The following is a 19937-nucleotide window of genomic DNA, read 5'->3' as shown; positions in this document are numbered from 1 at the left end:
GGGAGCGGTGAACCGAATTCTCTGCGCGGCCCGCACCGCCTGCGCCCGGCACCGCACCGGGCGTCCACTATGACCTTCGCTGCTGCCTACCCGTTTATCACCGAATCAGGCCTGGGCCACGAGGGAACATACATTGGCACAGACGTCTTCGGCTCGGGAGCGTTCTCCTATGATCCATGGATTCTCTATGACAAGGGCGTCATCAGCGGCCCTTCGATCGTTGTTATCGGCACCGTCGGGACAGGGAAGTCCATGTGCGGAAAGTCCCTGGTGGCCAGGTCGGTCACGCTGGGTCGGAAGGCTGCTGTAGCTTCCGACCCCAAGGGTGAGTGGGCTGCCGTCGCCAACGCCGTCGGTGGGAAGGTCATTTCTGTGGGCCCCGGCCGGGCTGCCCGGGTCAATCCGCTCGACGCCGGTCCTCGGTCCAGTGCGCTGAGCGAGGCGCAGTGGCAGGCCGTGGTCCGGCAACGCCGCCGCTACCTTCTGGTGGCCCTGGTGTCGCTCATGCGGCAGGGGATGCCGCTGCATCCGGTCGAGCACACAGCTCTGGACATGGCGCTCATGGAGACTGTGGCGCAGAACTCGAATCCCACGCTGCCGATGGTCCTGGACCACTTGTTGAACCCGTCTAGGGAAACCATTGGTCTGGTCGGCAAGGATGGGGGACAGGCAGTCAGCCACTCCCTGCGGCGCACCGTGTCCGGCGACTTGGAAGGCATGTTTGACGCGCCCTCCACCGTTTCCTTCGACGCCGAGGCGCCCATGATGGTGATGGACACCTCGGCTCTGATCGGCGCCTCTGAGCAAGCGCTGTCCTTGGCTGCGGCGTGCGGTGCCACCTGGCTGGAAGCGGCTGTGACCAACCCCGACGGAGGCAAACGGCTGGTGGTCTACGACGAGGGCTGGCGCATGCTGGCGGACCCCTACATGCTCGCCAAAATGAGTGAACAGTGGCGGCTGGCCCGTACCTACGGCATCGCGAATCTGCTCATCATGCACAAAGTCGCCGATCTCAACGAAATAGGGGACAGCACCAGCGGCCACCGCCAAAAGGCCCTCGGCCTGCTCACCGAAGCCGACACCAGGATCATCTACCGCCAGAAGCACGATGCCATGCGCCTGACCAAGGAAGCGCTGGGTCTTTCGGAGGCCGAATGCGAGCACGTGGAGAACCTCCCCAAGGGCGTCGGGCTCTGGAAAGTCGGGAACCGTTCCTTCATCGTCGCCAACCGGGTCACCACCGATGAACTGGCAGTTTTCGGCACCGACGACCGGATGGTCTGAACGCCACCATGAACCGGCGGGCAGGAGACAGCACCCCACTGGTCACGGCAGGGCTGATCGCAACAGCCGGCTACGTAGGCCTGTGCGTCCTCGTCCAGAGCGCAGCTCATCTCCAGATGCTCTGGCGCTGCGGCAGCAGTCCACCGTCACCGTTCAACCCGGCAGCCGCCGTCGGACTCGTTGTTGGCCGGACTGACTGGATTATTCGTCAACCACAAGGATGCGACGTCGACGCCGGCGTCGTCTGGTGGGTGGTCGGCCCGGTGCTACTCCTCGTGACGGCGCTCGCCGTCGGGTCCGTCCTGGCGTGGCGGAGGTGGAAGCAATCAGGTGCGTGGCTGCGCCAGGACATCTTGAACCGTGAGGGTATCGCCCGGCGCTCCGAAATCCTTCACGACTTCGGCGCCAGAGCCGTCCGAAGTCGAGGGAAGTTCACACGGCCAGGCCTGGCCAAGCCCCGGATCGAGGACGTGGCCTGGACGCTGGGCCGATCCCGTGGCGTCACGATCCACGTCTCCACGGAGGAGTCGATGGTCATCCAAGGGGCGCCGCGCTCCGGCAAGGGCCTCTACGTGGTCATCAATGCGATCCTCGAAGCGCCGGGTGCCGTGGTCACCACGTCCACCCGTGCCGACAACCTGGTGGTCACTATGAAGGCCCGCGCCACGGGGAGCAGACCGGTCACAGTGTTCGATCCGCAGGGCATGTCCGGGCTGCCTTCAACGCTTCGCTGGTCTCCCGTCCGCGGCTGCGAGGACCCGGACATCGCCACCCGCCGCGCGCTTGTCATCACCGCCGACACCGAGATGAAAGGCGAAAACGCGGCCTGGCAAAAGCGCTCGCTGATCATCCTGCAATGCCTCCTGCACGCTGCGGCATTGTCAGGGGAAGGAGTGCGCGCGTTTCGCCGCTGGTCCTCCAGCCCTGTGCTGGCGCGTGAGGCGTTGGAGGTACTCAGCGGGCCCGATGCGGCGCTGGGATGGCAGGCCGATCTTATGGGCATCCTTGAGGATGACCCCAGGAACACGTCCAACTCCTGGATCGGTGTCTCGGCCGCAGTTGCGCCGCTGTCATCGCCCAAAGTACTCGCCGCCTTGGACCCGTTGGACGAATCCGAGGAATTCGATCCAAAGACGTTCATCCGTGACTGCGGCACCCTGTATTTGATCGGGACCCGCGCAGGAGCCGCCGCAGCAGGCCCGTACCTTTCGGCCTTGATCGACGACATCGACAATGCTGCCCGCGAGATGGCCTTCATCGCCCCTGGTGGCAGGTTGGATCCGCCGCTGTCCCTCATCCTGGACGAGATTGCGAACCTGGCACCGTGGCCAGGCTTGCCCATCGCCCTCTCTGACGGCGGCGGGATCGGGATCTCCACTCTTGTGGTCCTGCAGTCCCTGTCCCAGGCGCGGACGGGATGGTCCATCGATGAGGCCGCAACCATCTGGGATTCGGCAATTATCAAGGTGATCTTCGGTGGCGGCTCAGACGAGCGTGACCTCCGTTCGCTGGCCGGGCTGCTGGGGGAGCGAAGTCTGATCCTGAACACCCGTTCCTGGTCCGCGCAGGGCCGCCAGGACGGCGAGCAGATCCGGGAGAGCCCAGTCCTGGCGTTGCATGAGATCCGGCGTCTGCCGACCGGCACAGCCCTCATGCTGGGGCGGCGAACCCGTCCCATCCTGTTGGACCTGCGCGAGTGGCACAAGCGCAAGGACGCGGCCGAACTTGGTCGGTCGAAGCTGGAGCTTGAACAAGCCCTGGCTGACGGGCACCGCGCGCAGCAGCAAACAACCGTGGAGGCGAACGATGGCGAGCCAGGATGACACCGAACGCTTTGAGATCCCCTCAGCAGGAGGGGAGGACGACGACCTGACCGCGGAGCTTTTCCGATCCGCATTCCGGCCCCCCGGGAGGGTTGCCGGCGTGACGTACCGTTGGCGGGAACTGACGGCGGCGCAGGCCGGGAGCGTGTGGGGCGACCTGGCGGTGTGGGTCAGATGGCTAGTCGCCACGTACCAGCTGACGACATCCGTGGTTCCGGATTGCTGGTGGCGACACACCGAGATTGTTGCCGAGCTGTACGCGCTGCATCGGGCGGAGCTGGCCTCCTATGCCAGCGATGATTCCGGTTTCGGACCGCTCGCCTTTCACGAGCGGCTACCGCACGCCGTCGAACGCCTGCGGACCCACACCCGGACGGCCGGCTGTGTGGGCCTGCAAGCGCACAAGGAGCCGGCATTGAGGATCCTGCGGTTGGATGCGCCGGGCTTCGTTGAGTGGCAGGAGGCTTCCCACCAGATCGGTGACGAGGTCTGAAGTCAAGCGGTCCGCGCCCCGGGGGACTTGAATTGACCACAGGGTAGTCCTTGCGGGACATCATGGAGCATGTCGGCCGGACAGTTCGCCGACGCCAGCGAAGAGTGGCGGGCCCAGCCTGAATGTGTCAACTTGATTGGAGCCCATGTAACCGGCTGGGCCCTACTGCTAGGGGCTGATTCAGAGAAGGTAAGCGGGCCGTTCGGGTGCTATTAGACGATTTGTTAGCCGCCCTGTTGTTATTTCCAGCCCTTAGCCGAGCCTTTGTTAGCCCTGCGGCGGATTCAGCGGGATGGGGACTATGGGCTGGTCGTTGGCGGTGAGGTCTATACCGAAATCCTTGGCGAACACGAGCCGTGTGTTTTTGTAGATTTCGGGGTGGTTCTCGTCCAGTTCGAAGACACGCGCACCGCGCAGACGGTTACGATCAGGGCCGGGCAGTCCGTAGGCTCCGAATCCGGTTCCGGGTGCGTAGCCGAGCTGAACACCGTAGTAGTTGCCCATATACGTGTTGACGTGATCGTGTCCCACGAAGTAACCGGCCACATCCCCTCGTTCCAGGAAGGCATTGAAGAGTCCGGAGTTGAAGGGTCCGGGGCACTCGTCCTCGTTCCGTTCGCCCACTATGTTGTGCCTCTTGACCGCACGCGCGTGATCCGCCTCTGTTCGCGAGTCGAGGCTGGCAAACCACATATTGCGGTGCTCATGAAGCGCGATATGGCCCCACATGAGGGAAGGAATCTTCTTTCCGTACTTTTGTTCTGCTGCGATTGACTGATTCCGGTACCAGGTGACCTGGTCCATGCGCACCCAGTCCCAGTCCGGGTAGCCCTCGAAATCCTGCCCATCGATGCTGTCGGGGGCATAGCGGCCGGTGTCGATGAGCCAAAGACCAAAGGCCGGAGCTTTTGTCCTGGAGGATTGAACGAGAAGTTGCGAGTTGGAGGTACCGGTGAGTCCCGGCGTGGAGTCGGCGTTCATGTTGAACTCGTAGGTCTGCAGGAACTTCAGCATTTTGGCTTCGGTCATTCCTGTTCGCTGCACCGAGTCTTCGTCGTGATTGCCAAAGGTTACGGCCCATGGGATCTGCCGGCGTTCCATGGGCTGGACCACGTGGTTGAGCGCTTGTTTGACCTCCAACTCAGAGTCGCATCCTCCATTGATGACATCTCCGTTGATGACCACAAAGTCCGGCTTTTCCGTATCTAGGGTCCGGTCCATGAGTTCGATTGTGCGGCGGTCCGTCTGCTCGTCGTCTTGGGTGTCGTTGAACTGAACGATTTTGAATGCGCCGTCTGGGCGAAAGATAAGGGTCGGCTTTGGCGCCTTCGCGCCTGGTGCTGCCTCGCTCCCGGCTCCCGTTGACGCCGTGACTCCCAATGCCCCAAGCACTCCGGCTGCAGCCAACGCCGCTCGCCTGCTGAGTTTGGGCTGGTGGATACTTGTCGTCATCGCGCCTCTCCTAATTGCTGATACGGCCTCAATGCCGGCCGCCGGCCTGTCAGACGGTACAAGACGGAAGCGTCCGGGTCAGAAACAGGTAGTGAACGCCCGTACTCATGATTGCTACCCTGGCCGCCCGGCGGTACTCCCATCCAAACTTGCGCAGGGAAGGATCAGCAATGGAACAAGGCTCCTGGGCGGGACTCAAGAAGCAGGAGTCGCGGACGGCGTCGGCGGTTCCGGATTGCTGGTGGCGCCACCCCGAGATCGTTGCCGACCTCTACGCGCTGCAACGGGCTGAACTGACCTCCTATGGCAGCGACGATCCCGGGTTCGGGCCGCTCGCATTTCACGAGCGTCTGCCACACGCCGTCGAGCGTCTGCGGATCCATCCCGTACGGCCGGTTGCGTCGGCCTTCAAGCGCACAAGGACCCCGCGTTGAGATTCCTGGGGTTGAACGCGCCGGGCTTCGTTGAGTGGCAGGCGGCTTCCCACCAGATTGGTGACGAATTCTGAAGTCATGCTGTTTGCGTCTCGGAGGACATGAATAGGTATCCGCAGGGTGATCCCGGCGGGAACCCGAGAAGCATGGAGGGCGGCCGTCGTGGCCCCTGAATCTGAAGACGAATCCATCGATGTGGCGGCAGATGCCGCGTTGAACGCTGGCGACCACGGCAATGCGCGCACGACACCGGAAGAACGCACCGCTGCCTTAACGGATGGTCTCCACAAGATCCTGGAACAGGCCGTTGAATCTCCGTCGCACTGGCAGGTGCTGCTGGATGCCTCGGCAACATTGTGGCGATACTCGGGCGGCAACGTCGCCCTGCTCATGATGCAGATGGCCCAGCGCGGCGCCGAAGAACCCACCCTGGTGGCCGGCTACAAGGAGTGGGCTCGCCACGGCCGCACCGTGTCGCGAGGTGAGCATGCGCTCTGGGTGATCGCGCCCCGCACGGTCCGGGTTCAGCAGGTGACACTTCCGGACGGTACCCGGCAGCGCTTCGCAGCGGGGGATCAGTTGCCGCGCGGCGCCGTCGACGATGGAAAGAAAACCGTCATCACCGGTTGGCGCGGGCAGGCGGTCTTTGACGTCTCGCAGACGCAGGGGACACCACTGTTGGTGCCCCGTGGCGGTGCCGCCGCTGGCGTGGACGCAGGTGAACTGTGGCGATCCCTGGCGGCCGTCGCCGGCAGGCACGGGTTCGACGTCGATGTGACAGACGCCCAGTATGGGCTGGCAAGCGGCTTTACGGACTTCGCCGGACACCGGGTCCAGATTGGTGCCTGGCTGGGAATGGAAGATCGCACAGCGGTTCTTGCCCACGAGCTTGGGCATATGCTGCTCCATGGTCCGGACGACGAGATTGGCCGGCTCTACGGCAGCAGCGCGGATCACCGGGGGCTGGCCGAAATCGAGGCCGAATCCGTCGCCTACACCGTGCTCAAGGCCCACGGGATCGACCGCGGCCCGCAATCAGCCACCTATCTGGCCGGATGGGCTGACGCCGTCATTGAGGCAGAGAACGATGCGATGGCCCACGACGCCGGCAGCAAGCTACCAAGGGCCCGTGCGGCCATTGCCAAGTCAGTGTTGGGCCGCGTCACCGCTGCCAGCAAGGGAATTCTCGAAATCACCCATCCGCCGGGATTCGGCGGCAAGATCTCCGCATTAGACGTGGATCCTGCCGTGAACGCCGCAGCGTCCTACATGGGCGTGGAAGGGCCCGTGCGGTCTGTGGACGGGCCGGTAATGGCCGGGCCGTAACTGCGGCCGTACTAAATCTGTCCGGCGGGAGAGTCCCGCTGGCAACTGAAAGGACAACAGCAATGAGCACCAAGATCCCGGTTAGCATCGCGGGCAATCTCGTCGCCGATCCCGAACTGAGTATCGGGGAAAGCGGCGTGGCCCACGCTAAGCTTCGTGTCGCCGTCAACCAGCGAATCCAGGGGGCAGACGGCACTTGGCACGATGGAGAACCCGTCTTCCACAATGTGTCCGCCTTCCGCGCGTTGGCAGAGAACGCGGCGACCTCGCTGAAGAAGGGCGACCCGGTCACTGTCGCAGGGGAGCTGGAATTCCGCTCCTATGAGAAGGATGGCGAACGCCGCGAGGCGCGACGCATTGTCGCCGATACGATTGGGCCGGATCTCCGGTTTGGCACTGCGGTCTACCAGCGCATGGCCCATGCGTCAGTTGCAGGACCGAATGCTGAGGTTCAGGCAAGTCTTGAGGCTCCAGTGCTGGTGGAAGCCGCAGCGCCGGCGTACAAAATCAACTCGAAGAGCTCGGTGGTGGTGCCCCCTTTCGGGAACGCGGGACCGAATGAGTTGAGCTACTGAGGCGGCAAAGTTGGATTGAGTGGGCGCCGAGCTACCGGACGAACAGAATAATTTGGTCGCCGCCAGCCAGCCGAGCAAGGCCTATGCGAGATTGCCTCGTTGCGAGGCGTCGTACGACTCTAGTGACGCCGCACCCAGCATCGAGGGAGAGACTCCGCGAAGGAGGCTTATCAACATGCACCTGAAAGACATGGCGGCGAGACGCGGTATGTCCCTAATTTGGCAGGCGCCCAATCTTTCTCATCCAACTGCCTTTCAACCGATGGGTTGCGAGACGGCCTACACGCGCTGTTGCAATTCCCATGTATGGAAGGATTGCAGAACAACTTTCCCGCTGGGCCAGCCCTGCACGGCGGATCATGATTTCGGGGAATGGTTTCGGCGCCGGAGAGAACCGGGTCGCGCGGCTGTGCAGCAGCCAGCGGATCTGGTCCGTGTTTGCCAAGAAACGCGGCCTGACCCGCAAAGCCGGGCCGCCGGTGCACGATGACCACGTCCGTCGGGACTTCACCGCGGCCGCACCTGATTGGCTGTGGCTCACGGACATCACCGAGCACCGGACCGATGAGGGCAAGCTCTATCCGTACCATCAAGGACGTCTACTCCAACCGGATCGTGGGCTACTCCATCGATGCCCGGATGAAAGCCTCCTTGGCCGTCTCGGCCCTCCACAACGCGATAGCACTCAGGGAGCCGGCAGGAACCGTGGTGCACAGCGACCGGTTGAATACGGCCAGTTCCGCCCCAAGGCCTTCGTCAGGACGCTGAAAGGCAGCGGGCTGAAGGGATCGATGGGGCGGGTGGTGGCGTGTGCCGACAATGCCGCCATGGAATCGTTCTTCTCACTCCTGCAGAAGAACGTGCTGGATCGTTAGCCATGGTCCACGAGGGCCGATCCTCGCCTGGCCATACTGACGTGGATCGAGAAAAACTACCACCGAAAACGCCGCCAGCGGCGCCTTGGGCGGCTAACCCCGATCGAGTTTGAGACAATCAATACCGGCCTCAAGGCCGCCTAACAACACTCAACCCCGAGAGTCAACGAAATCCGGGGCAGTCCCATTCAGGCTCACTTTCCATTGAGAGCATCCATCAACAGTTGTTGCAGACAAGCTATGGCATCATCTGCACCACTGCCGAAAACCAGAACAAGCCTTGGATTAACTATGAAGCCGGGGCCCTCTGGAAGTCCATTGATGATCCATCCCGCGTTGTTCCTCTGCTCATCGATCTTGCTCGCGAGGATGTTTCAAGCCCTCTGAAGAACTTCAATCCCGCCTCGTCTCTCACCGTCCATCACGACAGTCGGTTCTGAGGACTTCACGGTTTCTCGCCGAGCCCCGTTCCGTGCACCATTTTGGTTGTCCTCCAAGTCCCCAGACCACTCGCATTGACGCTCGGCACGAATTGAAGGATGCCTCGGATTGTCGCACCAGTGGACTACGGTTGGCAGAACAATTGGCGTTAGTTTCAAGGGGGACGTATGGATTTTGCAGAAAAACTCACGGCGTTGGCAGCAAAGGTGCGGCAGCAGCGCGAAGTAATTCAGACCGAAGAGGCCACGAAGAACGCGTTTGTCATGCCTTTCATTTCCACGATTCTGGGTTACGACGTCTTCAATCCGCTGGAGGTTGTCCCGGAGTTCATAGCGGACGTAGGCCTCAAGAAGGGCGAGAAGGTCGACTACGCCATCGTCAAGGACGGCGAAATCCAGATTCTGATCGAATGCAAGAAGTCGACGGAGCCCGTAAAGATCGAACACGCTTCCCAGCTTTTTCGCTACTTCGCTGTGACCAACGCCAGGATCGCTATCCTCACCAACGGCGAGGTGTACCAGTTCTTCACTGATCTTGACGCGCCGAACAAAATGGACGCGAAACCCTTCTTGGTCCTGGACCTGAGCGACATCGACGAGTCGCTCATCCCGGAGTTGCAGAAACTGTCCAAGGACGTCTTCGACCTCGACTCCATCATCAGTGCCGCCGGGGAACTAAAGTACATTGGTGAACTCAAGAGGACTCTGGCCGCCCAGTTTCACGAGCCGGAAGACGAATGGGTCAAGTTTCTGACGGCCCGAGTGTACTCCGGGGCGTACACCCAAAAGGTGCGGGAACAATTCACTTCACTGGTGACCAAGGCGACGAAGCAGTTCCTGAACGACCAGGTCAATGAGCGCCTCAAGAAAGCTCTCGGGTCGCCCAGTTTTGCTCAAAATGATGAGCCTACTCTCGCGGCATCGGTCACCAGCGCGCCGGTCGCCGATGCCGATCTGGCGGTAGCCGACGGTATCGAGACAACGCTGGAGGAACTTGAGGGCTATCAGATCGTCCGAGCCATTGTGTGCAGCGAGGTAAAGCCCTCTCGCATTGCTCAGCGAGATTCCAAGTCCTACTTCGCGATATTGCTGGACGACAACAATCGGAAGCCGATCACGCGACTGCACTTCAACCGCACCCAGAAGTACATCGGACTCTTCGGCCCGGACAAAGAGGAAACCAGAGTGCCCATCGGCTCCCTGGAAGAGATCTACGAGCACACCGAGGCTTTGCGAGCCACCGTTTCAAGCTACTTGTAAACGCCACGACCGCATCTGTATTTTCTGCCTCAAACGGACCGAGGTACCTTGGCCGCAGAGGGCACAAAAAAGGGACCCCCCGCCCTGCTGGGGGTCCCTCGGTACTGGAACCGTGCCGGCTGCGTCAATCGAATAAACCGCAGCCGGCACGGAGGCTCTTAGGCCAGCGTCGCCTCCCGCGCCTCTGGGCTGGGAATCCTGAATAGACCGCATTGAGATGTGAAACAAAGATTTTCGGGATGCCCGGTATGTGCGCGGTCCGCCTATTTACGATTCCCGGTGATAGCAGTTGTGCGTGCCAGCGAGTCGGTTGACTTGCCCTTCCTGCATACGGCGTTCCATTGAATTGAGCCAGGTGAAAGCCCGAATTAGCTCAACGTGTCGGCAGGCGAGGCTTGGGCGTGCCTAAACGAATCTTTTTGGGTGGCGCCCATGCAAGGCAATTAGAAGCCTGAATGTAGTAAGTCGTGGGCCAAGGCGTTCCGGGCCTCAGCTGCGCTGGATCCGGGGAAATCAACAGAACTGCGCCTGGCCAGAGTGGATCGGGCAGCGCTTCGATCCAAGCGTATTGAACATGGTCGAAACGATTCCACCGGATCGTAATCCAGGATCCTGTGGGTTGGAGGGAATCGACGCTCAGTACCGTGACTTCGGCTGTAATGCGGTGCGCCAGCTTTGCCTCGTCGAAGTGAGCCCACTGTTCTTTTGCCGCTGCTGTCCAAAAACGAAGCCGGCGCAGTCGCGCCAACCATATTGCGCCGGCAGTAGTGATGGCCAGGAGGGAGGCAAACGCGGTCGCTTGCAGCAGCATGGTTGGAGGCCAGCTGGTGGCCATAGCGCCCAGAAGGTAGGTGACACACACCGAGAGGGCCACGCTAGTCAGAACCAACGCAGGTGTCGCAAGCTTCGGCTTCAGGACTGGGTTTGCATCCATGGACTACCTTCTCGACCAGTCTAGATTTGCCAGCCGACATTGATAAGCCGGTCTTCCCACATAATCGGGTCATCAGGCAACTTCGAAGCCTGCCGGTAACCGGCAGACGATAGAGCGGATTGGTCAACAAGGCGGGTGATCCTTGCCCGCTGCTCCTGTTGTTCCCAATCGTATGAGTCAGGGACTGCTCCCAGGGGGAGGGGCGAGTCATCGATACCCCATCGGTCCCTGTGGATGGCGACTCGGCGAAGGACGTTCGCCGCATGCTTTGGACGTGCATTTGAACCCAGGGTCCCAAGGAGCGTCCGTTTCCATTCGGTGTCACGCGTAATGGCGTCGCGGGCGACATTAGTCATCCGCTGCTGGATCCGGTCCTGAACCTGGCTGATCATGTCGGCCACATCAGGACGAGACGTGCGGACAGGTTCGGCCAGGGGATCAATTCCCGCGGCGGGCATCGTAGCCAGGAATTGACGGAGCCGGGAGTGGATGACAGCCGCAATGTCTCGAGCCGCCGTGTCCGTTCGAAGGGCCGCTAAGACAACACGTTGCGTGCTTGGACGGCTGACGGCAGTGGCTTGGCGCCACGCTGCCACAGCGGCTCCCCACGAATGGGACTGATTAGGTTCGGAAACTCTACGGGGAGAGTGTGCATCAAGGAACGCCGCCAGATCCTCGCCGGCTGCGATTTGTGCGAGGTAGTCGTACTCAGCACTGAGGTGCTCCAGACCGTCCGCCTTCGACTGCTCAGCGTTGAGGACTTCGTGGGCTGTTCGTTCCGCGCCTTCGGCGGCAAGGACCTCACCGAGTATCTGGCGCCAAGAGGCCTGCGAGGCAGGATCCATGTGCTCGTCGTCCGAAGGATCATTCTCGCTGACATACGCGCGGTTTCCCGCTCGTCCGCGGGTCATGCTCACGTACAGCAGCTCGCGCGTGAGCCGGCCTTGCGTCACCACGGTGTGTCCGGTGTCGACGGTGATGCCCTGCGACCGGTGGGCAGTCGTCGCATATCCCAGCTCAACTGCGGCCTCAACGTACTCCCTGCCAAGAACAATCGTGGCGCCGGTGTCCCGGCGCACCGCCGTCAGCGAGCCGTCGCGCCCGACAGTCCGGACCACGTCGAGGATGGTCCCGTTCCGGATGAAGTCACCGCTGCTGTCGGTGATGCTTCGATCATTCTGACGGGCAATGACGGTGTCGCCAGCGCCGGCCCGCGATCCGTCGCTGAGCGCGACCGAGTGTTCCGCGTCCACGGTGCCTTGGATGACGCGGTCGGCCTGGGCGCGCTGGTTGAGCATGCTGACCGTGTCATTGTCGGCCGCGATGAGAATGGACGCCTTGCCTTCTTGGAGGTCCCTTTGCCAGCTTAGGTAGGCCTCGTCGACCATAGCCACGTACGAGCCGTGGCGGATACGTTGGTGCCTGTCATAGTCAGCGACAGCCGCGAAGTCACCAGCACGGAGCTTGAGCGATGCGTCCTGCTCCCACTTCTGTTCGAACCGCCAAATGGTGCTCAGCCGCACCGTCTTGTCTTGCCGGTCTAGCCAGCCGAGCGTACCGCCGGCATCAATGGCATCCAATTGCCCGGGGTCGCCCACCAGCAGCACCTTGGCCCCGGCGTCCCGGGCCTGCTGTACCAGCGCGGACAACTGAAGGGTGGAGACCATGGAGGCCTCGTCGACGACGATGAGCTGGTTGGGATGAAAACGCCACCTGTCCTGTTCGGCCGCGAGCCGGGCGGCTTTCTGAGCGAGCCGAAGGGCCCGTGGACCGGGAGTAGCGCCGACGGTGAGCTGTTGCTCCGTGTCGAAGAACTGTGCAGCCCGATGGCCGGCTCCCTGGCCGACTGATTCGTAGAGCCACTTCGCGACGTTTTCCGTGGCCAATGCCAGCTCTAGCCCGAGGACCTCGGCGCTCGCCGCTGCCGGCGCCAGCCCGACGACGGCACCTGCCCCAAATTCTGCTTCCCAGGCTGCCTTGATCGCGCCGAGAGTGGTGGTCTTGCCGGTTCCGGCGGGACCGACGACGGCATCCAGTCGGTTGCCGCTGAGCAGCACCTGGGCCGCAGCGGAGCGCTGGTCGCTGTGCAGCTCAAGCTGACCGCGGTGTTTGTAGCCGGCGAGCGATTCCATGGTGACCGCCGCGCTTACGGCCGGGCCGCCGTCGTCGTTCCGTGCCGTCATGACGACATCCTCATTGGCGAGGGTCGTTGTGTCTGTGTAGAGCCGGGAGCCGTGGAAGTCGAAGATGCTTCGGTGTGCGAAGCGGAGATCGGGCTGCGCGTTGACGGGGACAGTATAACGGTACTCGTTGAGTGGAACGGACTGGTTTTCTGCGGCGGAGGCAACGGCATCGATCATGGTATTGCGGTCCGCCGACGAGTTGCAGCGGATGTCGGCGCAGACACGTTCGGCTTCCGCGAGGAGGTTCCACCGGTTCCAGGTGGCGCGTTTCATCGCAACGCGCTCGCGGGTCAGGGAGCCGACTGCGTCGATCCAGTTGGCCGTAAAGTCGCCGGCACGGTACGGGGCTGCGTGGGAGCGTCGCACGGTGTTCGCGAGAACGACGCTGGGCTCGAAGCCTTGGGCTGCTGCGCGGGCCCGCCACTGTGCGGAGAGCTGATGGAGTGGCGCGGCTGTTTCAGGTTTGGGGCTGCGGGTGGAAAGCGTTGCCTGCTGGCGGAGTTTTATAGTGGTTGTTGCGGTTGGCGGTGTGCCGTGGCTGGCGGTCCACTCGGCGACGAGGCGGTCTGTTTCAAGGTCGATGAAGCGGGAGCGGTTGGAGAATTCGCGGATCAGCACCTGGTCCATGCCGGTGAGTTGCTGGCTGGGGTTGTGCGTGTCCGCGGCTGGCTCCCGGATATCGGCGTCGGTGCCGAGATTCCGGTGGAGAGCGTCGAAGAGGAGACCGTTGTAGCGCTCGCTGGCAGCGACAGCGGCTTTGTAAAGCGTCCGCGAATCCAGGGTGACCCATGCACCGTCGGTGATGCGCTGGACCCGGTTGGCGATGACCAGGTGGGTGTGCAGCTGCGGATCCCCGGCACGGGACTCCCAATGGTCGAAGGCGGCAGCGATGGCGCCGCGGGTGCCGAGGTGGGCTACGCCGTTGCGGCCGGCCCGCGTGTGGATGACTGACTCTTCGAGCCAGTGCAGGGTGGCGTCGACGGCGTCGTGGTGTGTCTGGAGAATTTGGTCCTGGAGTGCCCGGGGGCTCAGAGCCCAGAGGACTGACACGGATTTGGGGACGCTGAACGTGAGGTCGAAGCCTACGACGGCGTGACGCGTTTCGGTTCGGCCTTGGCTGTTTGGGCCGACCGTGGGTTTGCCGTGCGGACGCCCCAGGGGAGTGCCGGTGTCCGGGTGGACCGTCTGGTCGAAAAGGGCCTTGGCATCGGACTCCGTGACGACGTCTCCGCTGGTCCGGCTGATGCCTTCCAGACCGGAACCCAGCCAGCGTCCCTGGGGCGTGCCCGCTCTCATGTAGTACGTGGTGGTATCTGCGGGAGTGACCGGCAGATCGTCCAACATGGTGGTCTTGAAAAGGTACTTCAGGCCCGACTGGGCTGAGAGCCGGGCGATGGACATGGTCATTGCTTCTGCGCCTCCCGGTGGCGGTTGGAGGATGTCCACCCTCGCCGGCGGAATGTGGCTTTAGTGTTGTCGTCTAGTTCAAGGCCGGTGGCCTGGGAGAGAGCCAGTAGCTTGCCGGCGAGGCGGACCAAGTCCTGGGCGTCAGCTTTGTGGGCGGTCTCGTGACGGTCGATGTCGGCGCGTAGGCTCTTGATCAGGGCTAGCTGTTCCGCGTTCTCTGCTTCCAAGTGGTCGATGTCTACGGCTTGGGATCTGAGCTGGGCATGCAGCGAATCCAGGAGTTGGCCGCTCTTCGCGAGGGCTGCCGACAAACGGGCCTCGGCGTTATGCTGGTGTTCCCCTGGACCAGATGCTTTGGCGAGTGGAACCGGCGTAGCAGCCGCGCCGGGTGCGGGCGGCGCCCCCTTTGCCCTGTGCCGCCGTCGTCGATCACGCTCTCTGTTGGCGCAGCGCGTAGAGCAGAACCGCTGCGACGCCCGTGACGGCTCGAAGCGCTCGCCGCATTCACCGCATATCTTTCCGGTCACAGTCGTTCATCAATGCTGACGCACCCTGCGACATGACTTGCCGTGAGTACGCGCTCACGGCGACTGCCTTGGATGCCAGAGGTGTGAAGTGGTTGGGCAGTTGATGGGGTACCTGTATGGGTAAGTGACGAGGGGGCTCGAGGCGCTGGCTAGGGGTTAGCGCAATGTCGAGCGATCTGTTCGGTGAATGGGGGCAGCCCTTGGCTGTGGGGAGCCATTCAGGGTCTTCGCGGCTTGTGGCAGTCAATGGTTCGGTCGAGTGACTGCGAGCTCGACGTGGCCTGTTGCGTGGACGCTAGCGGGCATTCGCTATGCCCGAGCCTTGGCAATGTCCATGATCGAAACCGCAGCGCCGACGGCGGCAGCGGGCCAGGCCTAATTGGCAAGGCTGAATGGCGACGAAGAAGCGCCGCTGGAAACTTGTCCCCGTTCATCAGCCAGTGCGGGGCCAACCGTGCTCAGGAAGTTGAGAGGCCCCGATCCCGGTACGCCGTGCCGCAATCCATGCTCCAGCCGGCAACCATTCCTGCGCCGATCATCTGGTCACTGAGCCTCGCAAGATGGTAGTTGGGGTCAGCTTCGAGGGCAAGCTGCAGGAACTGGTGGGCCTTGCTGCCTCTGCCCTCCCACCAGTTGATGAACGCGATGGCGGTCAAAGTTGGAGCCGAGTGCATCGTGGCGCTGTGTGTGTAGGCATGGACCAGCAGCTGTTCTGCCCATTCAACTCGGGACCACTGCGGCTTGCTATCCGTCTGGGCCATGAGCACTCGGTCCATGGGTTCATCGATTCCGGGGATGTCCGCCATGAGTTGGTCTCGGATCGCGGGGAACTGGAGGTTGGCGATCAGGCCGATGGTCTGCTCGTCGTCGGGGTATGTCTTCGCTTCGAGCATTTCAGTCCAGAGCGCCCGAGCCTGCTTCATCGCATCCCAGTTGCTCAGGCCGTGGATTGCTGCGAGACGCTTCTCAACGGCGTCCACGGTCTGGGAATCCTTGAGGGATGGTGGCAGGGTAATGCAGTTGGTTGGTTCTATGGAGCTGCCGCGGTAGACGAATTCGGCATTGATTTGGCTGGATTGGGTGGCACTCAAGGGGAGCCTCGTGGAGTCCTTGGGATCGCCGTCGTACGCTGAAACTGTTAGGTCCCCGACCAGAAGCCCGTCGCGTATGGACATTCCGCGCTCGGCGAGGGCGCCCGTCAGTGCAGCAATGGTTGAGTCGTGGGGCCTCGTCTCGCCCCTCCGGGTTTCCGAGGTGTAGACGGCGAAGAGCACACTCGCTGCTTTCGCATCGTGCGCCAAGTAGTTGGTGACCATGCGTGCGTAGCCGATTTCGGTACCCGGCTTCGGCAGGTCGACCCGGAGTGTGGCCCCGACGCGGTTGTCGGCCAAGGTGATGCAGACCAGGCTTTCTCGGGGCCAGAAGCCCAGGGTGTGTCCGATGAAGCTGAGGACGTCAGCAGGGGTCTTGATGGTGAGCGGTTCCATATTCCTTCTCCTTCAGCTACCGGTCGATACGGAATGTGTTTGTCAAAATCTTGGGGTGGGATCGACGCCGCGTCCTTGGTTGCACGGAGGACCCGCTGGGGCATGAGAATGACAAACAGCAAGGATTCTTCCAGTCATTCATGGGGCGGTTTGGGCCGTGCAGCATGACCTAGCCACGTGCGAAGTCTGCGGGAAACTACTCCGCGCTGGAGTTCTTTTCGAGGGCGAGTTCAGCTCGTTCGACGACGGATCGGTCGCGGATGCTGAGGCGCATGGTGAGTTTTGGACTGGCCATTTGGCAGTCGCGAATTTCCACGAGGCGCCGGTGTAGTTGTGTTTCGGGGTGCCGGGCGAGGACCACGAGGCCGCTGGCCTGGCGCTTCTCGAGGATCAACTGGTCCCGGCCGGAAGTTGCGCGGGTCCAGACGGGCCCGATCTGCAGGAGAAGCAGTCGTACACGGATCTCGAAGGCGCCGTGCTTGAAATGAACGGCCACGCGGGGGAGGAGTAACCCCGCGCTGACCAGGAGAACTGCCAAAGTTTCGCCTACCCAATAGAACGTTGTAAGGGCGATGGCCGTAACGCTTTCCGGGCCATCGACGCTGATCACGTATCCGTAGAGGAGCCGATCAAGCAAAACCATGGTGAAGAGCAAACAGCCCGCAGCAATCAGCGTGAAGGCGAATCTGAAGGCCGGTGTCTGCATATTGGGAACATTGTTGCGGCACACCCGAGCGATATCGATGCACACACCGATGATGAATCCCGAACCGATAACCAGGAAGACCGCCATGCCAGGCTGATCACCGTAACTCAGGGGCAAATTAGGATCGGTTGTGTCGACGCGGCTCGTCAGAAAACCTGTCGCAACTGCAACGCAGGCGATTCCCACAGCCGATCGTCCAAAAATGAGTTGCCGCCTTCGAACTTCAACATTCGCGACGGCGGCCAGCAAGATCGCTGTCCGAAACTGCCAAAATCCAAGGAGTAGGGACAGCAACGTCACCAAGCCGACTCTGTTTCGGCCACCGAGCAGCGGGTCAACGGCGAAATAGACAGCCGGGATGTAGAGGGTGCACGCGATGGCAGCCAGAATAGTTGCCCGAAACACGCTGCCGCGGTGGGGATCGAAGGCGGCCGGCAGCCGGAGGATGGTCAACATCCAGAGGGTGGCTGCGGGGACGAATTCCATCAGCCGAACACTTTGCGGAAGTCCAGAGGCTCGGGCCGGGTGCCGACGTTGCTGTTGATAATTCGTGTGGCAAGTCGGTCCGCGAGAGTTTCGGCGGTGAGCTCGGCGGCGTCGCTATAACTGCTACGGGCAAGGGCACGCTGTACGTGTTCAACCTCGAGATCAGGTACGAACTTGGTCAGCAGTTCGCCGTCCCGGCAGTCGAGATCATGGCCGAGGATCATATGGCTAAATTCGTGGAGAATGATCTGCTGGCGGTGCCAGGCAGACTGGGCTGGAGCATGGAGGATGACGTCGCGGTCATCGCAGATGAGCCACAGACCGCAGAGCTCTGAGCCGGACAGGCCCGGCACTTCGGCGATTGTGATGCTCCTGGCGCGTTGAACTTCAAGCTTCTCGTGGATGAATTCGAGCGTGGTGTCGCCCGGCAAGCCGAACCTCTGTTCGGCTTTGCGCGCTAATCTGCGGGCTTCACGGGCGTTCATGGCTGGCGGTGGGGGACACGGGAACGTTGATCGGACCAATCTGGTCCAGGGAATACCCGTTGGGGTACAGGGAGGAACCCGCCTTACCGGGCGTGAAATGAGGCTCTGTTTTAAGCGGCCGAAGGCGGTGGACGACGTTGCGGATCTTAAGTCCCATTTGGAGGGCGGCGCGGACAGTTCGGGTTGTGCGGGGGAGGCCGAGCGCGGAGGTGAGCCTGTCGTCGTCGAGCATTGTGCTGATGAGCTGCTTCGCGAGCGGGCGGAAGGGAGCCGGCAGGCGGCTCTGGAATACCTGGACTGTGGTCTCCATCAAATGCTGACCTTCGCTCGACGGGGCCACTCGCTTGGCCTCATAGGTGTCGAAGACTTGTTCGGCTTGAGCGTAGGTGGCTGGCATAGCGGTGATCTGCAGCCGTGCCCCGAGCTCGGAGAAAAAACGGGAAGCTGCCTTGAGCTCGGCAGGGGTTGGCTGGCGCCAGGCGTTGGCCTGGATCCACCGGACGGGAACCACCAGCAGCGTGAGAAGAACGTAGAGGAAGTCGCTTCGGCTGCCGGGAACATTGCGGTGTACGCGGTTGAGGAGGGCCACCATTTCCTGCCCTCGGCTGCTATCGAGCCCACTGGCGATGAGCTCATAGATGACTATGGCGGTATCGTACGAGCGCTTCATGGGGCGTTGCGTGATTTCGCCGTTCCGGTAGAGCATGGTGGCGATGCTGGGGATGGCGAAATTGCGGTAGTAGGAGAGGAAGAATCCGAGTTCAAGATCCGTGGCCAGGTCGAAGAGCGCCATCTGGCGGAAGGTGGCCTCCCAGTCGTTGGGGACGGCGTCCTGCTGGGTTCGCAGGCTCGCGGCGAGAGTGGGATGAATCTCCATGGTTCCCCCGTTCGCCGCGGATTCGAATTCTGCGACTGCAGGACCCGGTGCCTCGATGAGATGAATTAATCCATGCTAAGACGCTGCGCAGCTCGGTGACTACACGATTCGTAGACGGGTCTACGATGTACGTTCTGGCATTTGCTCGGATAGCGTCCTGATCAGGCCTTTCTCTCCTTGGCGCATCAAAAGTTTATGAGCCGCCGCGAAGAGCGGCGCTGCTATTGGTGACATCAGGTTCATCCAGCGCTGGGTTGGCCGGACCCGCCAACTGATATCCATGCGGCTGCGACCGGCCCCTTCTGGGCTGACCGTGACACGGCCGATGCCTTCAAGATGGCCGCCGGCGTCAAAGTGGATGTCCGTCGGTGGGTCGACGCTTGTGGGGTGGATCGTAATGGTGAGGGTGTAGCCAAGGAACGCCTTGAAGTTGAGCTGAGCGGTGGTGGCCTTGAGGACGTCTTCTTGGGAACTACTCTTCGATTCCGTGCGCGTAAGCGGTGCCGCGAAGCTGCAGCCCGGCCACCAATTAGGCCAGCTCATGTCGACGTCTGCGATGATCGCCCAAACTTGCTCCGGTGGTGCCGGGAGATGCCAGGTCGAGTTGAGATCGAAGAGGTGCGGGACCATGGGGCCATTGTGGCATTGATGATGGGTGCGGGGCACCTTAAATCGGCCAACACACGTCCGTCTACACGAGGTCAATCATCTGATTTGCGACGGTGCTGCTGAACGGGGACTTCACCGCGATGGACTTGGTGCTCACCACCTTGAGGGTGGCGCCCTGGCGCCGACCCCAGGGCCTAGCTATGCCCAGTTGAAAGAGGTCTTGACAGGCCAACTACTTAGATAGACAATCTAGTCATGAATGTTCCTGCCCCTG

Annotated in this window: 16 protein-coding genes and 1 pseudogene; 8 read left to right on the top strand and 9 right to left on the bottom strand. The window is 62.0% G+C overall.

Annotated features, from left to right (window positions below; all coding sequences use genetic code 11):
- Positions 1 to 69 precede the first annotated feature (69 nt).
- Genes QK287_RS17060 through QK287_RS17050 form a run of 3 tightly spaced genes read left to right on the top strand, consistent with a single transcriptional unit; the run spans position 70 to position 3600 of the window.
- Positions 70 to 1284, top strand: a complete 1215-nt coding sequence (locus tag QK287_RS17060) for an ATP-binding protein (protein ID WP_282360911.1) — start codon at positions 70 to 72, stop codon at positions 1282 to 1284.
- Between the two features lie 8 nt (positions 1285 to 1292).
- On the top strand, positions 1293 to 3107 hold the full coding sequence (locus QK287_RS17055) for a TraM recognition domain-containing protein (RefSeq protein ID WP_282360909.1): 1815 nt from the start codon (positions 1293 to 1295) through the stop codon (positions 3105 to 3107).
- A complete protein-coding gene (locus QK287_RS17050; RefSeq protein WP_282360907.1) occupies positions 3091 to 3600 on the top strand; it encodes a hypothetical protein in 510 nt (169 codons plus the stop codon). Before QK287_RS17055 ends, QK287_RS17050 begins: the two co-directional genes overlap by 17 nt.
- A gap of 267 nt (positions 3601 to 3867) precedes the next feature.
- Here QK287_RS17050 and QK287_RS17045 read toward each other — a convergent pair whose 3' ends face one another.
- Positions 3868 to 5007: a metallophosphoesterase family protein gene (locus QK287_RS17045; RefSeq protein ID WP_348774726.1), complete on the bottom strand. Its 1140-nt coding sequence runs from the start codon at positions 5005 to 5007 to the stop codon at positions 3868 to 3870.
- A 215-nt stretch (positions 5008 to 5222) separates the two neighbouring features.
- Here QK287_RS17045 and QK287_RS17040 point away from each other — a divergent pair, with 215 nt between their 5' ends.
- The 5 genes and pseudogenes from QK287_RS17040 (at position 5223) to QK287_RS17020 (ending at position 9962) form a co-directional block, all read left to right on the top strand.
- Positions 5223 to 5486, top strand: coding sequence for a hypothetical protein (locus QK287_RS17040; RefSeq protein WP_282360905.1), 264 nt, complete (start codon positions 5223 to 5225; stop codon positions 5484 to 5486).
- Positions 5487 to 5648: 162 nt separating this feature from the next.
- Positions 5649 to 6812, top strand: a complete 1164-nt coding sequence (locus QK287_RS17035) for an ArdC-like ssDNA-binding domain-containing protein (RefSeq protein ID WP_282360904.1) — start codon at positions 5649 to 5651, stop codon at positions 6810 to 6812.
- Positions 6813 to 6874: 62 nt separating this feature from the next.
- Positions 6875 to 7387, top strand: a complete 513-nt coding sequence (locus QK287_RS17030; protein ID WP_282360903.1) for a single-stranded DNA-binding protein — start codon at positions 6875 to 6877, stop codon at positions 7385 to 7387.
- A 383-nt stretch (positions 7388 to 7770) separates the two neighbouring features.
- Positions 7771 to 8406, top strand: a pseudogene (locus QK287_RS17025) (IS3 family transposase); the annotation flags it as partial.
- Positions 8407 to 8870: 464 nt separating this feature from the next.
- Complete coding sequence (locus tag QK287_RS17020; RefSeq protein ID WP_282360902.1) at positions 8871 to 9962, top strand: type I restriction endonuclease; 1092 nt, start codon at positions 8871 to 8873, stop codon at positions 9960 to 9962.
- Positions 9963 to 10335: 373 nt separating this feature from the next.
- On the opposite strand, the gene QK287_RS17015 is transcribed toward QK287_RS17020, so the two are convergent.
- From QK287_RS17015 to QK287_RS16980, 8 genes are all read right to left on the bottom strand, one after another.
- A complete protein-coding gene (locus QK287_RS17015; protein ID WP_282360900.1) occupies positions 10336 to 10896 on the bottom strand; it encodes a hypothetical protein in 561 nt (186 codons plus the stop codon).
- 20 nt (positions 10897 to 10916) lie between these two features.
- Positions 10917 to 14486, bottom strand: coding sequence for a MobF family relaxase (mobF, locus tag QK287_RS17010; protein WP_282360899.1), 3570 nt, complete (start codon positions 14484 to 14486; stop codon positions 10917 to 10919).
- Positions 14483 to 14797, bottom strand: coding sequence for a hypothetical protein (locus tag QK287_RS17005; RefSeq protein ID WP_282360898.1), 315 nt, complete (start codon positions 14795 to 14797; stop codon positions 14483 to 14485). The genes mobF and QK287_RS17005 overlap by 4 nt, the downstream gene beginning before the upstream one ends.
- Before the next feature lie 674 nt (positions 14798 to 15471).
- Entirely contained in the window at positions 15472 to 16500 is a 1029-nt protein-coding gene (locus tag QK287_RS17000; RefSeq protein ID WP_282360897.1) for a DUF4192 domain-containing protein, read from the bottom strand.
- Between the two features lie 196 nt (positions 16501 to 16696).
- On the bottom strand, positions 16697 to 17692 hold the full coding sequence (locus QK287_RS16995; protein WP_282360896.1) for a hypothetical protein: 996 nt from the start codon (positions 17690 to 17692) through the stop codon (positions 16697 to 16699).
- The gene (locus QK287_RS16990) at positions 17692 to 18177 is read right to left on the bottom strand and encodes a hypothetical protein (RefSeq protein WP_263660708.1); all 486 of its coding nucleotides are present in this window, start codon (positions 18175 to 18177) and stop codon (positions 17692 to 17694) included. The genes QK287_RS16995 and QK287_RS16990 overlap by 1 nt, the downstream gene beginning before the upstream one ends.
- The gene (locus QK287_RS16985) at positions 18164 to 19054 is read right to left on the bottom strand and encodes an oxygenase MpaB family protein (protein WP_282360894.1); all 891 of its coding nucleotides are present in this window, start codon (positions 19052 to 19054) and stop codon (positions 18164 to 18166) included. Before QK287_RS16985 ends, QK287_RS16990 begins: the two co-directional genes overlap by 14 nt.
- 120 nt (positions 19055 to 19174) lie before the next feature.
- Positions 19175 to 19684 (bottom strand): SRPBCC family protein, encoded by a 510-nt coding sequence (locus QK287_RS16980; RefSeq protein WP_282360893.1) that lies wholly within the window; start codon positions 19682 to 19684, stop codon positions 19175 to 19177.
- Positions 19685 to 19937 lie beyond the last annotated feature (253 nt).

The organism is Arthrobacter sp. AL05, assembly GCF_029960715.1.
In the GTDB taxonomy this organism is placed as follows: domain Bacteria; phylum Actinomycetota; class Actinomycetes; order Actinomycetales; family Micrococcaceae; genus Arthrobacter.
This window is presented reverse-complemented; position numbering and strand designations above follow the sequence as displayed.